Below are 14,443 nucleotides of genomic sequence, written 5' to 3'. Positions count from 1 at the left end.
AAGAGAGGTATTGTATGAGAGCGCTTTATGATTCAAAGAGTAAACTTGATGATCGTGGAATAAAAAAATTGTTAACAGAAAAGGCAAAAGTAGAAACGTGGCTTAAAGTGGAATCTGTTTTAGCTACAGCTCAGGCTCAAGTGGGAATCATTCCTCAGGAAGCTGCCGATAACATTGTAGCCAACGCTAAAATTGAGAATATTGATTTTGAAAAAATGGCTGCAATCAAAGCAAAGATCGGGCATGGTTTTGTACCTTTTTTAAAGACTTTGCTTCCACATTTGAACGAAGAAGGGCAAAAATATCTCCATTTTGGTGCTACCACACAGAATATTCAACAAACTTCTCAACTTTATCAGATTCATCAGATCTATGAAATCGTTTATTCTTTCTTAGCAGATATCCTTGAACATCTGGCGGATCTGGCTGAGGATAATGCGGAAACCGTTATGCCGGGAAGAACGCATGGAAGACATGCGATTCCTATCACTTATGGGTACAAAGTTTCTGTATACATTAGTGAACTCTTGTCTAATATTGAACGTATGCGTCAAAGTGAAAAGCGAATCTGTGCCGTTATGATGGGTGGAGCTATTGGATCTTTTAATTCTATGGGAGAAAAAGGGCGTCAGGTTCAGGCCATTGTAGCTGATCTTCTACATATGAGTGAAATGGAGGTACCTTCTAGAAATATGTGCCAGCATAAGGAAGAGTATATTATGACAATGGCACTATTGTGTAATACTTTCCATAAAATGGCTGAAGAAATATACTACACCGGCATTGAAGAGTTTAATGAAGTCAGTGAAGCCTTTACCCCGGGAACAGTTGGAAGTTCTACGATGCCGCAAAAGATCAATCCTAAACTTGCTAAAGGGATTATCGCAAATTCTCAAAAACTGTATTCTATTATTCCAGCAGGATTATACAGTGGGGTCCGTATGTTTGAAGGTGATTCCAGTAGCTATATGTTGTTTGATGGCTTGATGGAAGAAACGACAGAACTGATGGTAGAAGTTATTATTCGTGCAGAAGAGCTAACTCGAACTTTAACGGTTAAGAAAGAAAATATGCTAAAAAATGTTCTGCTGAACAAAGGTTTAGATAACAGTGAATACGTTATGATGAAAGTAGCTGCAAAAATTGGTAAAGATAAAGCACATACTTTGCTTTATGATAAGGCAATGCTAGTGGAGATTGAAGGCAAAAACTATTATGACGTATTAAAAGAAGATGAAACGATTTCGTCAATCTTTACTGACCAGGAGCTCAAGGATATGATTGATCCCAAAAATTATGTAGGTGTCGGACCGGAACTTGCAAGAGAGTTGGCTCAAAAAGCCCGTAAGATGGCAGGAGAACTTCGATAGACTTATGCAACTCTATTCTGAACATATCTTTCTTAATGATCATATGGAATCCGGGTATCTGACCTGGGAGAATGGGAAGATTCTAGGGATATCGAAAACCAGTAGTCAAGACTATCTTGATTACACAGATTTGTATGTATTTCCAGGGTACATTGATAATCATATTCATGGTTGGGCTTGTGGTTCTTTCTGGCATGAAAAAACAGCAGATTCCATTTATAGAATGAAGGACTATTTACCAAAGACGGGAGTGACTTCATTTTTAGCCACATCAGGAGCTGATAAGAAAAATGAAATCGTAAGAGGTGTAAAGGAAGCTTATAAAGTTTTCAAAGATCAAAAAACAGGTGCACAAATGTTAGGTGTTCATCTAGAAGGACCTTTTATCAATAAGAAGTATAAAGGAATGCAGAAAGAAGAATGTTGTATCGACCCTGATTTGAATCTGATGGAGCAGTTGGTTGCACTACAGGGCAAACATCATATGATCCGTTTGATGACTTTGGCACCGGAACTAAAAGGAGCTAAAGAATTGATCACATTCTGTAAAGATCATCAAATCCAATGTTCAATCGGACATAGTGATGCAAACTTTGATTTAATCAAAGAACTAAAATCATATGGACTCTCGGGAGTGACACATATGTTCTCTGGTATGAAGGGAATGCATCATAGAGAATTGGGTGTTGCTGGAAGTGCCTTGTATTTTGATGATTTATATTGTGAGTTTGCCAAGCAGACAGGGATGACCGTCAGTCATGAAGCTTTCGATATTGTTTATCGCATAAAAACGGCCGATCGTATCCTTTTAACTACGGACTGCGTTGGGTATGCTCATGTAAAAGAACCATTTCATCATTTTATTAGAAAAGAAACATTTATTCCGGATAAAAAAGGGTTATGTATCTTAAAAGAAGATGGAACGAAAACTTTCATTGATTCCATGGATTATGACCAGGTAAAACATTTGGAAATGGGGTATAACGAATCTGTTGTCAGTCTTTCAAAACATTCGAAAGTTTCACCACTGGATATGATCAAGATGACCAGCTGGAATCCGGCTGTATATATTGGGGTATCTAACCAAAAAGGAGCATTGTATCCTGGCTATGATGCCGATATCATCGTATGTAAACCAGATTATGAATTGGTTCATACATTCTGTTTAGGTGTTCAATACCTATAGAAAGCTAACTATATAAAAAGGATGATAGAAAGGAAAGGTATATTGTAGCGGCTGTTAAATGAGTCTTTTACAATATACCAGGATAAATATGGGACTGTTTAAAAAACGTATAAAAGAATTCACTGTGTTATCGCCAGTAGATGGTAACACAACAGAATTGATCGAGGTTCCTGATGAAGTTTTCTCTCAGAAAATGATGGGAGATGGATTGGCAGTGGATTGGACTGGTGGAGATGTCTATGCTCCTGTCAGTGGAGAGATTGTATCTTTGATTGCTCCAAGTTACCATGCTTTTGGAATTCGTCATGAATCCGGTTTGGAGATTTTGGTTCATGTGGGACTGGAAACGGTCAATCTAAAAGGGGAAGGTTTTAAGGCCTTAAAAAAAGTAGGTGATCATGTAGAAGCGGGAGAAAAAGTGCTTGAGGTTGATTACAATTTATTGAAAGAAAAGAAAGTCGATCTGATATCTCCGGTCATCGTACTAAATTCTGATTATTTCAAAATAAAAAAACATACAGAGAACTATTCTGTAAAGCATGATGAAGAATTATTCACCTGTGTTGAAATCTAATCGTGCCGTAAGCTAGGCATGAATATAAGAGAGGAGCGAGTCCTCTCTTTTTTGTAGCATCTTAAATTATAGCTGGACCAGCCTTAAAGTGTTCATTGGACTTAATTTAATTACATTGAAGTGGACCTGCTTTTATTGTGATTTTGTTTTCAACGTGTCTTGGATTTCATCGAGTGGCTTTTTCAAAAATTCATTGCGTTCTTTGGTAGACATTCTCTGTAAGGTCTGGATTAATTCTTTTTGTCCTTCTTCACGGCCTTACAATTTTGCCCACTTAATTCGTGCATTTTCCATTCGAATACTGTCATTGATACTCAACTGTTCGAATTCTTCATTAAGTTGATCGATCCATTCCTGGCTCATATACTTGATAACCTTGTCTGCCATGGCGATTCCTTCTTCCTGTTTGATTATAGATTAAATTTTTTATCAAATAATATTCAGAATTATACTTACAGTATTTCAGGAATTGGCGGAAGTTCCGGTTGATCGATCCCATGAATTTCTTTGAGTTTCAGATATAAATGCGTCATGGTGATATCAATATATGGACTGACAAAGATTACACCGATTCCGCAGCACATCATTCCCAAAAAGAGCCATCCGATAAAAGAAATTTCCAAAACAAAGATATTCATTTTATTATTTTGTGTTAGCATTCGGGATCGTTCAAAAACTGCAGCAGATTCCATCTCCGGATGTTCGGCAAGTATATAAGGAACCATGCAATATTCATACGCTTTAATAATGCCGGGCACGATAAAACATAAAGTCCATAAGACGATCTTTATCTGATAGAAGAACATGACTTTGACAATGTTCCAATAGGAGGTCTTGAAAAAATCAAATAAAGTGGAAGTAGAAGGATTTTCCTTTATGGAAAGAATAAAGTATTTATAGGCTCCAATAAGAATCGTATGTCCTAAAAATATGGAATATAGCCAGGATATAATTGTGATTATGATCCAAAGTCGAATCAAACCATTTACATCAATGGCATAATTTCCCAAAACAGTCAAATAAGTATGAGTTGGATTGACCAATTCTGTAATGATGGTAAAAAATGATCCTTGAAGAATACCGGCTAACACAGAAACACCTAAGATTGTCCAGTATTTATCACGCAACGTATTTTTAGCATTTTGTTTTAGCTCTTCGCGTGTCCACATAAGTTCACCTTCTTTCATCCTCATTTTAACACACTTTGCCTATAGATTGTATAAAAATAAAATTGTTTTGTGAACGTATAGAAACTTGTGCAATCATAGTTCTTGAATGGCTATAATTTATTTCCTATAATATCTTATATGGACAAATTTGAATTAGTATCAGACTATAAACCAAGTGGAGATCAGCCTAAAGCAATCGAAGCATTGGTTAAAGGTTTAAACGAGCATAAAAAATATCAGGTTCTTTTAGGGGCTACAGGTACCGGAAAGACATTTACCGTTTCCAATGTGATTGCGGCAGTGAATCGGCCTACGTTGGTTTTTGCACACAATAAAACTTTGGCAGGGCAGTTGTATTCGGAATTTAAAGAGTTCTTTCCGCATAATCGCGTAGAATATTTTGTTTCTTATTTTGATTATTACCAACCGGAAGCGTATTTGCCGAAAACGGATACGTATATTGATAAAAATACCAAGACCAATGAAGAATTGGATATGCTGCGAATGGCGGCTGTTAATTCAGTATTATCAAGAAGAGATACGATTATCGTGGCCAGTGTGGCCTCTATTTACGGTGCCAGTAATCCGGATCAGTATCGGGATATGATCTTTACTTTGCGGGTGGGACAGGAAATCACTCGTAAAGAGTTGATGAGTGATTTAGTTTCACAACAATATAAGCGTAATGACAGCGATCCGCTTCGTGGAACTTTCCGTGTAAGAGGGGATGTCATAGAGATCACACCGGGACATACTGATACGTATTTAATTCGCATTGAGATGTTTGATGATGAGGTCGAAAGAATTTGTGAAGTCGATCCCGTAACCGGTAAAGTACGACAGGCATATTCTGTTTACAATATTTATCCGGCAAATGGTTATGCCACCAGCATGGATATCATGGAACGAGCTGCCAAGACGATTGAAGAGGAACTGGAGGAACGCCTGGATTATTTTGAAAAGGCGGGAAAACCACTGGAAAAAGAGCGCTTGGAACAGCGTTGTCGTTATGATATAGAGGCGTTACGTGAGTTTGGTGTTTGTCCGGGAATCGAAAACTATTCCCGTCATATTGATGGTCGAAAACCGGGCGAGAGACCTTATACATTATTTGATTATTTTCCTAAGGACTTTTTACTGATCGTTGATGAAAGCCATGTGTCTTTACCGCAGATTCGCGGAATGTACAATGGCGACAGAGCGCGTAAAGAAGTATTGGTGGAATATGGATTCCGTTTACCAAGTGCTTTGGATAACCGTCCTTTACGCTTTCCTGAATTTGAACAACTGATTGATCAGGCCATCTTTGTTTCTGCTACACCGGGTGATTGGGAACTGGAACAGACGCATAACGAGGTAATCGAACAGATCATACGTCCAACCGGTTTATTGGATCCTGAAGTCGAGGTTCGTCCGATTGAAGGACAGATTGATGACTTGGTGGATGAGATCAAAGAGAGAGTTGCCAGAGGGGAAAGAGCCTTGGTAACAACACTGACAGTGCGTATGGCAGAGGACTTAACGGCGTACTTAAAAGAAATGGATCTCAAGGTTGCCTGGCTGCATCATGAAGTGAAGACCATTGAACGTACCGAAATCATTCATGATCTTCGTCAGGGAAAATACGATGTACTGGTAGGAATCAACCTGCTTCGAGAAGGATTGGATATTCCGGAAGTTTCTTTGATTGCGATCCTGGATGCGGACAAAGAAGGCTTTTTACGAAGCAAGCGTTCATTGATTCAGATCATCGGTCGTGCGGCTCGAAATGCTCAGGGAAAAGTCATCATGTATGGAGATCATATCACCGAAAGCATGGCGTATGCCATTGAGGAGACAAAACGTCGCCGAAGCATTCAAATGGCCTACAATGAAGAACATGGCATCGTTCCTAAAACGATCATCAAGCCAATTCATGATGTGGTTCGAAGCAAGGAAACCAAAGAGATGGCGGCTCGGTATTTAAAGAAAAAGAAAATGCCGGTCAAACAAAAAGAAGTGATGTTGGAGAATATCGAGAAAGAAATGCGGGAAGCAGCACGTACTTTGGATTTCGAACGAGCTGCGCAGCTTCGAGATATCTTATTTGAATTAAAGGAACAATAGAGCAAACATGTTTTGCTCTTTCATTTGGTATAGAGTGTGGCAAGGATTGTTGTAATAAAAAAAGTTATAAGTTTGCCACGTAGAGAGGTTTTTTATGTCAGAGTTTTCAGAAATGTTAGAAAGTTATGTTACGACAAAGAAAGTGAATAAATATCAGATGGCAAAATATTTGTCGATCGATCGCTCTTCTTTGCATAAGATCATACAAGGACAGCGCAATGCCCCTTCGAAAGATCTGGTAAAGCGCATGGGAAAATATCTGGAGCTTTCTCCTTATGAAACAAGTGAACTTTTAGAACTTTACTCGATTTCCCTGGTTAGTCCGGAGAGATATTATCGAAGAAAGAATGTGCATTCGTTTTTGTCTTCTTTTCATGCGCAGCCTTTAAAAATTGAAATGCCGGGCTTTCAAAAAAGTGATTTTCAAATACAGGATAAAGAAGTAGTTCCTTTTTCCGGAACCCGACAATCTTTGGAGTATTTGATTTATCATTTAGTGACAAAGGAAAATGAAAATGGTAAGGGCATGATCAAATTCTTAGGAACGCCACAGCTTCCCGGATTTTCTAATATGTTTCCTTTGATTCAGGGGAAAACGGTTTTGCGTCATATTTTATCTTTTTCTAAATATGACAGTATCTTGGAAATTCGAGATGATCATAACTTTCAATCGCTAAGTTAGATCATTTCACTGTATGCGCAGTTTGCCAATCGCGGTGTTCGTTATGAAACGGCCTATTACTATGGAACGGATTTTTCACATTCCGCATTTCCACCGTTTCCTTATATGATCGTGACTTCGCAATACGCACTTTCCTTATCTGGAGATTATCAAAACGGCTTGTTGTATAAGGATAGTGAAACGGTGAACTATTTGAATCAAATTTTTGATGCACTGTATGAAAAGACAACACCACTGCTTGTTCCAATTCAGGATCTGACTAGCCAGTTAGCCTTAAATCAGAAGATCATGTCTTGTAAAAGCGACCCGGAGATTTTATTTCAGCTGGTGCCTTGTCTTGTACCGTTTATTCAAAAAATTGATATTCGCAAGTATTTATAAGACGACATGGCCCAAAAAGAATATTTTATCAATGCTTTTACGACATATATTCAGAACCTGATTCATCGCCATGAACAGATTCATCCGCTTCATTTCTGCAGCTTAAATGGAATACGGCGATTCTTGGAAAAAGGTGTATTTGATGAATTTTCAACCGATTTTTATCGTCCTTTAGATAAGGCAGATCGTAAAAAGGTTGTGCAACAGTTCTTAAAATATGCTTACATTTATGATTTGCGATTGTTGCGAGAGGACCTTGGAGAATTGAGCAATGGTTTAAAAGTGTATTTATCTGACAGCTTGGGATATATTCAGTTTATGAGCAGTGATGGCAATGTGATCGTATTGACCTTGGAGAATCCGAATTTTCTTTCATCATTTAAAGATTATTTTGAATCTATGGATGCGGATTTGTATTATCCAAAAGAAGAAGCATTGATTCTCATACAAAAATTGTTAAATCAGTATTAGGAATCCACGGATTCCTTTTTCTTTAGAAAAACTTAAGGATTTTCAACACTGGTTTTTTACATTTCTCTTTTATTCTATGTATGGATGGAGGGATCTGTATGAATGCCAGTCAAAAATGGATATCAACTCTAACGATAGCCGGAACGATTGCCTGTGTGATGTTTTTAGTTTTCCTGGGGACACAGGGCTATTTATTGGATCCGCAAAAGCTGCAGTTTTTATTATCAAAATCAGGCTTTGCCGCTCCTTTCTTGTTTATAACACTGCAGATCTTTCAAACCGTTATTCCAGTGATCCCCGGAGGAATCACCAGTGCGATTGGCGTAGTCAGCTTTGGCAGTGTATTTGGTTTTGTTTATAATTATATTGGATTATGTATAGGATCTTTGATCGCCTTTTGGCTGATCAAACAATATGGCAGACCATTTATGGAAAAAGTGTGTGATCAAAAGACGGTTCAGAAATATATCGGATGGCTGGATAAAGGAAAGAAGTTTGAGATCTTCTTTGCGTTTGCGATTTTTGTGCCCGGATTTCCAGATGATATTCTATGTATGATTGCCGGTTTGACCAAAATGTCGTATAAAAAGTTTATGATGATTATCTTGTTGTGTAAACCATTCGGGTTATTATTATATAGTCAAGGTTTAACGTTTTTACTGCAGTGGGTTGCAGGATTATTTTAGAAGGGGAAATGTATGGAACATACCGTATTAGTAGTTGAAGATGAGACAGGTATTCGCAAGGCTATCTGTATTTATATGAAGAATCAGGGCTATCGTGTACTCGATGCGCCCAATGGCAAAGAGGCTTTGGAAATCATAGAAAGAGAACCGGTACATTTGGCCATCGTGGATATTATGATGCCGGTGATGGATGGCATTACGATGGTCATGAAGGTTCGAGAAAAGTATGATTTTCCTATTTTGTTTTTGAGTGCAAAAAGCGAAGATATTGATAAGATCAACGGATTGAATATCGGTGCGGATGACTATATCACCAAACCATTTACTTCTCTGGAGCTGATTGCCCGTGTTCGGGCACAGTTAAGAAGATACGAACAGATTTTAAGTTTAAAAGAAAATCATCATGATAATAAAGATTGTTATGTGGTTGGTGATCTGGAATTAAATACACTGACAAAAGAAGTCAAAGTGGAAAATCGCATCGTTCATTTAACACCGAAAGAGTTTTCCATCTTAGAGCTTTTGATGAAAAATCCGGGACGTGTTTATTCCGCAGAACAAATCTATGAAACGATATGGCAGGAAGATGCGATCAATACTGAAACAATCATGGTGCATATTCGAAAGCTGCGTGAAAAGATCGAAGCCAATCCAAAAAAGCCGGTTTATATCAAAGTCGTTTGGGGCATTGGTTATAAGATTGAAAGGATGGAACCATGAAGCGAGTACAAAACTTATGTTTAAGCGGGTTCCTGCTGCTTTGTGCTGTCTGTTCGGCTATTGTGATCTTCTTGTACCCCCAAATTCAGTTTAGTTCGGTAACCGACTTTGATGAGGTCAATTATGAATTGAAAGAATCGATTGAGTGGCTGATCTTGGGAAAGATGCAACAGATGGATCCTTCGTATCGATTCATTGAGTCTTCGGATGCGATATTGGAACAAAGTGTAGATGATGCATCACAAAATTCCATTCGTGAGTCCGTGTACCTTTTGGATAATGATGAAAACTTTGCATATCGTATAGAATGGAAAGATCAGGTCTTAAGTAATCATTTCACTGAAGATACCAATTCAAAAAATGCTTTGTTCTATGGAGAACTGACTTATGATGAAAATGGCAATTTAAAACAATCCGGAAATATGGATGTGACAGAATTCAGCTTTTTATCGCTCTATGATTTTTATACTTTGGATGGTATTGTCTCTGAGTTGATGAATGATCCAGATCAAGATGTGAAATTAAATCCTCCTACGAATTTAAAAGTGACCTTATTTATTCCCAAAGAAACGAAAGCCGGAGGATTGGTCTATACCTCTGTGTACAATGATTCGGTATGGGTACCATTTGTTCTGTTGGCCTTTGTGATAAGTGCTTTTATTATCGGTGTATATTTATTCCTTGTTTCCTGGAAGACATTGGCAAAGACACAGTTATTGAAAACGATTCTTTCCTGGAAAGCGGAATTTAATATCTTCTTTTTTGGTACGTTGACCATTTTGATTGTCTCTATTTGTATTTATATTATGGGAGTGACCATTAACGATATTCTATTGCCGGCCATGGTACGCTATGGTCTTCCGGCTGCCGGAGTATGGGTCAATGTCATCAATTTCAGTTTGTTCTTTTTATCTTTATTTTTTATCGGTATTGATATTTACTATGTAAAATACTCTTTGTGTTCCGGTTTCGTGCGTTTCTTAAAAGAAGATACATGGATAGGAAATCGCATCGTCGAACTATATGCGGGCATCAAGGATCTTTCAAATTATGATTTAGATCAAAAAATTAAAAACTTGATTCTAAAAGGTGTTTTATTGAACACAGCCCTGATGTTTCTATGTGCTTTATTCTGGGGATGGCTGCTTGTATTGATCTATGGTGTGGTGTCCTATATATTCCTTTTACATCAGGCTCAACGTATCGTCAAAGAATACGATAAATTGTTGGTGCGGTTAGATCGAATTGCGCAGGGTGATTTTAAAGTGGATAAGCAATATCAAACTTCTATTCTGCCATCCCTGCAGGAAAAACTAGATACGGTACAGGAAGACTTTGAAGAAGCTGTCAAAGAAAGAGTGCGTTCACAAAACTTACGAACAGAACTGATCACCAATGTATCTCATGATTTAAAAACGCCTTTAACGGGAATAAAGAATTATCTTGAATTATTAAATGATCCACAGTTAAGTACAGAAGATAAAGAAGAATATCTGGTTCGTCTAAATCAATATACCGATCGATTAAGTAAATTGATTGAAGATCTCTTTGAAGTTTCCAAAGCAAATTCCGGAAACATCAATTTAGAAACACAGAATGTAGATATTGTTTCCCTGGTGGAACAAGTAGTAGTGGAAAATGAAACAATGTTAGAGAAAAAGGGATTGTCATCCGTTATACGTAAACCACAGGAGCCTGTCATTTGTCTTCTGGATGGCAATAAAACAGTGCGTATCTTTGAAAATTTATTGTCGAATGTGGCAAAGTATGCATTGGAGAATACACGTGTTTTTGTGACGATAGAAAAGAATCAGGATCAAGTAGTTGATATTACGATTCAAAATATTTCCAAGACACCACTGGATTTTGATCCCCAAGATATCACAGAGCGGTTTGCTCGGGCAGATCAGTCACGTCATGAAGAAGGCAGCGGCTTAGGTCTTGCGATCGTCAAAAGCTTCTGCGAGATTCAAAATGGCAGCTTTACGGTACAACTCGATGGGGATGTGTTTAAGGCTATTGTAAGCTTTTCGGTAAAATAATGAATGATAGAAGTATGTTTGAGCTTTCGTTTAGACATACTTTTTTTTTAGATTGTTTGAAAAGAAAAGCCTTGTTGACAAACATCAGTTTGATATTTATCATTAATATACAAAATATTGTATATTTTACCTGTCTTAATGTGAAGGATTGATTTAATGAATAAGATAATTACTTATGCGAAGAAAACGATGTTAGCCATAAAGAATCCATATGGAAGTGTAGTTAGAGTTTTTCCTAATGCACTTAATGCGTTTGAAAATAGCGAGAATGTTCTGTTTTTGGGGGTAAAAGATCATTCATCAATTCCTCATAAACTTGTTCATTTACTTGAAAGTAATAATATGATCTTACACACAATTGATTCTTGTTCGTTGGGAGGACGAGCCATTGATTATAGATTGTTTCATCCTATTCATGGCGGATATATGACTGGGTCAAGCAGCGGAACTGCTCTAAACGTTTTTTTAGGAATAAATGATATAGGTGTTGGTACAGATGGCGGAGGGTCTGTTTTAGCTCCGGCATTGTCTTTGAACCTTTTTGGTTTTATCAGCCCTTTGATTGAGTGGGAATATATGGAAGGATTTAGAAAACAATCAACAGATGGAATTTCTTTTGTACCTTCTATAGGATTTATATCCAAAGATTTACAGCTAATTCTTGATGCAATCTCATTAACGTTACAGACGGATCCAAAAAATCATAATAGAATAGATATTTTCGAAGTGAATAAAGAAATAAATTATAATGATCGAAAAACTTGTATGAATTATCTACAAGAGCAGCTTTCCAAATATGATGTGGTGGTCGAATACAATAGGAATATTGATGTTTTCGGGAAAGGGGATTCCATTTATGGACATTATGATTTAATAACGCAAGAAGAACAAAAGAAATCCAATAAAGGGCTTTTAAGGGTAGCAAATATGGTAGGCGCTACGGCATTAGCAATTCCATCTAACGAATTATCTAGTGGCTATGTCCTTTTTTGTAAGTCTGATTTGGCGAGTATAAGAAAAATGTTGTCAATAGCACCGAAATATTGTCAAAAAGAGGATGAGATGACAAAAAAGTATTTTGGTAATATAGATATGTATTTTGATGAAGGTTACTTTAATAGAAAGGTCTGATGTAAGTGAAAAACTATCAAACGTTGTTATATAGTAAAAATGGATATTCGTCAATGTGTTTGGCAAACATGATACTCTCTATTCAGCAGGGAGAAAGAATACCCACTGTTCAGGAATTCAGTGTAAAAATTGGATTGGCAAGAGGAACTATACAAAACGCTTTGAAATTTTTAATTGACCAAAATGCTATAGAATTAGAGTCAAGAGGGCATTTAGGAACTTTTTTAAAAAAGAAGAATATGCGCGCTTTATTTGGATTTGCCGGTATTGATTCGATTGTGGGAGTTATGCCTTTACCGTATTCAAAACGTTATGAGGGATTGGCAACCGGTTTAATTACAGGTTTAGAAAATCAATATGACATTCCAATGTCTTTAGCATATATGCGTGGAGCACAAAACAGAATAGCTATGTTAATGGATGGGCGTTATGATTTTGCGATAGTATCTCAATATGCTGCACAAGGGATTATTAAAAATGATAAAGCTAAAATTAGCATTGTGAAATCGTTTGGCAGGCATTCTTATTTATCGAATCATATCTTACTTTTACACGATAAGACTGCAAATGGTATAAAAGATGGTATGCGGATAGGTGTAGACAAAGACTCAGTAGATCAGATGAAATTAACAGAAAAAGTTTGTAAAAGCTATTCTGTTGAATTTGTCCCTATGAATTATAATAATGTTATTGATTTTGTCGTAAAGGGTAAAGTGGATGCCGCCATTTGGAATGAGGATGAACTTCAAGATAAAGCGCTAGATATAAATTACATTGAGGTGAATTCGGATCATCAAGCAGATACAGAAGCGGTTTTAGTAGTTAAAAGAGAGAATGAAACAATGTTCCGGTTGTTGGATGAGATTATTTCGGTTGAAACGGTACTGGATACACAAAGACTGGTGATGGAAGATAAAATTTCTCCGAGTTATTAAGACGTACTTTCTGAGTGCGTTTTTTATTATTTTCAAAATACAAAATTTTGGTTGAATATAAATATCAAGTATGCTAATATTCAAATGTACAAAATATTGTATATTCATTGACCAAAATTTTGTATAATGGAGGATCTATGCTAAGTGAGAGAATTGAAATTTTAAAAGAAGCGGATGTAATTAATGAAAAAACAAGCTTGTATGTACTAAGTGTTATCGAACAATTAGAAGATGAATTTAATGAGAAGGAGCAGATTTTAGAAATGTTTACTACGCATCTAGCGATGTGTGTACAAAGAGTTTTAAATCACGAGGAAGTGGAAAAATTGGATGATTCACTATGGAAGCAAGTTGAAGAGTCTAGTGGGTATGAAGAAGCTAATAAATTACTTCAGAAATTATTAATAAATGCACCATGTGAAATACCAGAGTCAGAGAAAAGATTCTTATTGATGCATTTATGTAATTTATACCAATGACAAAGGAGGAGAATAAAATGAAAATTGTAGTTGGTGGACAGATTAACAAGAAGGAGATTGCAGAGTTTACAAAACAATATCTGCAAGATTCAAGTGAGGTTGATGTTAAAGGTGATCTAGAAGCTGTAAACGCTGTAAAGAAAGGGGAATATGACTATTATATTGGCGCTTGTAACACCGGTGGCGGTGGTGCGTTAGCTATGGCAATGGCTCTATTGGGAAAAAATAAATGCCAGACAATTAGTATGCCAGGTAAAATCTTTTCGGATGCCGATATTAAAGCAGCTGTAGAAGAAGGGAAAATTGCTTTTGGTTTTACAGCCCAACATGCAGAAAAAGTATTGCCGGTATTATTGGATGCATTGAAAGAAAACGCTATACCCACAGTTTGGTGATTTAGCCATAATTCAGCATTAAAAAGAAACCTCAAATAAAGCATCTGTTGCAATCTGCCGGATAAAAAAGTAATGAATAGAGTACTTCAACTTCTTTAAGACATAGACAAGTATTT

The 14,443-nt window shown here is 36.8% G+C and carries 16 protein-coding genes; 14 read left to right on the top strand and 2 right to left on the bottom strand.

Annotation, left to right across the window (positions count from 1 at the left end):
• Positions 1 to 14: 14 nt before the first annotated feature.
• The 3 genes from U0M88_RS05705 to U0M88_RS05695 all read left to right on the top strand — a co-directional run bounded on the left by U0M88_RS05705 (position 15) and on the right by U0M88_RS05695 (position 3,130).
• On the top strand, positions 15 to 1,370 hold the full coding sequence (locus U0M88_RS05705) for a class-II fumarase/aspartase family protein (protein ID WP_272005235.1): 1,356 nt from the start codon (positions 15 to 17) through the stop codon (positions 1,368 to 1,370).
• Between the two features lie 4 nt (positions 1,371 to 1,374).
• A complete protein-coding gene (locus U0M88_RS05700) occupies positions 1,375 to 2,556 on the top strand; it encodes an N-acetylglucosamine-6-phosphate deacetylase (RefSeq protein ID WP_331869179.1) in 1,182 nt (393 codons plus the stop codon).
• An 88-nt stretch (positions 2,557 to 2,644) separates the two neighbouring features.
• Positions 2,645 to 3,130: a PTS sugar transporter subunit IIA gene (locus tag U0M88_RS05695; RefSeq protein WP_272005241.1), complete on the top strand. Its 486-nt coding sequence runs from the start codon at positions 2,645 to 2,647 to the stop codon at positions 3,128 to 3,130.
• 258 nt (positions 3,131 to 3,388) lie between these two features.
• On the opposite strand, the gene U0M88_RS05690 is transcribed toward U0M88_RS05695, so the two are convergent.
• Positions 3,389 to 3,517, bottom strand: a complete 129-nt coding sequence (locus U0M88_RS05690; protein ID WP_331869178.1) for a hypothetical protein — start codon at positions 3,515 to 3,517, stop codon at positions 3,389 to 3,391.
• A gap of 65 nt (positions 3,518 to 3,582) precedes the next feature.
• Positions 3,583 to 4,299 carry a DUF975 family protein gene (locus tag U0M88_RS05685; protein ID WP_331869177.1) on the bottom strand — a complete coding sequence of 239 codons (717 nt, stop codon included), beginning with the start codon at positions 4,297 to 4,299 and terminating at the stop codon, positions 3,583 to 3,585.
• Positions 4,300 to 4,437: 138 nt separating this feature from the next.
• Here U0M88_RS05685 and uvrB point away from each other — a divergent pair, with 138 nt between their 5' ends.
• The 11 genes from uvrB (at position 4,438) to U0M88_RS05630 (ending at position 14,327) form a co-directional block, all read left to right on the top strand.
• A complete protein-coding gene (gene uvrB, locus U0M88_RS05680) occupies positions 4,438 to 6,405 on the top strand; it encodes an excinuclease ABC subunit UvrB (protein ID WP_331869176.1) in 1,968 nt (655 codons plus the stop codon).
• Between the two features lie 94 nt (positions 6,406 to 6,499).
• Positions 6,500 to 7,087: a helix-turn-helix domain-containing protein gene (locus U0M88_RS05675; RefSeq protein WP_331869175.1), complete on the top strand. Its 588-nt coding sequence runs from the start codon at positions 6,500 to 6,502 to the stop codon at positions 7,085 to 7,087.
• A 105-nt stretch (positions 7,088 to 7,192) separates the two neighbouring features.
• Complete coding sequence (locus tag U0M88_RS05670) at positions 7,193 to 7,468, top strand: hypothetical protein (RefSeq protein ID WP_331869174.1); 276 nt, start codon at positions 7,193 to 7,195, stop codon at positions 7,466 to 7,468.
• Positions 7,469 to 7,474: 6 nt separating this feature from the next.
• Positions 7,475 to 7,939, top strand: coding sequence for a hypothetical protein (locus tag U0M88_RS05665; protein WP_331869173.1), 465 nt, complete (start codon positions 7,475 to 7,477; stop codon positions 7,937 to 7,939).
• A gap of 98 nt (positions 7,940 to 8,037) precedes the next feature.
• Positions 8,038 to 8,625, top strand: coding sequence for a TVP38/TMEM64 family protein (locus tag U0M88_RS05660; protein WP_331869172.1), 588 nt, complete (start codon positions 8,038 to 8,040; stop codon positions 8,623 to 8,625).
• A 12-nt stretch (positions 8,626 to 8,637) separates the two neighbouring features.
• Complete coding sequence (locus U0M88_RS05655) at positions 8,638 to 9,345, top strand: response regulator transcription factor (protein WP_205141674.1); 708 nt, start codon at positions 8,638 to 8,640, stop codon at positions 9,343 to 9,345.
• On the top strand, positions 9,342 to 11,387 hold the full coding sequence (locus U0M88_RS05650; RefSeq protein ID WP_331869171.1) for a sensor histidine kinase: 2,046 nt from the start codon (positions 9,342 to 9,344) through the stop codon (positions 11,385 to 11,387). The genes U0M88_RS05655 and U0M88_RS05650 overlap by 4 nt, the downstream gene beginning before the upstream one ends.
• Before the next feature lie 156 nt (positions 11,388 to 11,543).
• A complete protein-coding gene (locus tag U0M88_RS05645; RefSeq protein ID WP_331869170.1) occupies positions 11,544 to 12,518 on the top strand; it encodes an amidase family protein in 975 nt (324 codons plus the stop codon).
• A 5-nt stretch (positions 12,519 to 12,523) separates the two neighbouring features.
• Positions 12,524 to 13,453: a GntR family transcriptional regulator YhfZ gene (gene yhfZ / locus U0M88_RS05640; RefSeq protein WP_331869169.1), complete on the top strand. Its 930-nt coding sequence runs from the start codon at positions 12,524 to 12,526 to the stop codon at positions 13,451 to 13,453.
• Between the two features lie 137 nt (positions 13,454 to 13,590).
• Positions 13,591 to 13,932, top strand: coding sequence for a PRD domain-containing protein (locus U0M88_RS05635; protein WP_117445931.1), 342 nt, complete (start codon positions 13,591 to 13,593; stop codon positions 13,930 to 13,932).
• Positions 13,933 to 13,949: 17 nt separating this feature from the next.
• The gene (locus U0M88_RS05630; RefSeq protein ID WP_331869168.1) at positions 13,950 to 14,327 is read left to right on the top strand and encodes a DUF2620 domain-containing protein; all 378 of its coding nucleotides are present in this window, start codon (positions 13,950 to 13,952) and stop codon (positions 14,325 to 14,327) included.
• Positions 14,328 to 14,443 lie beyond the last annotated feature (116 nt).

The sequence above is a fragment of the Faecalicoccus sp. genome (genome assembly GCF_036552745.1).
Taxonomy (GTDB): domain Bacteria; phylum Bacillota_I; class Bacilli_A; order Erysipelotrichales; family Erysipelotrichaceae; genus Faecalicoccus.
This window is presented reverse-complemented; position numbering and strand designations above follow the sequence as displayed.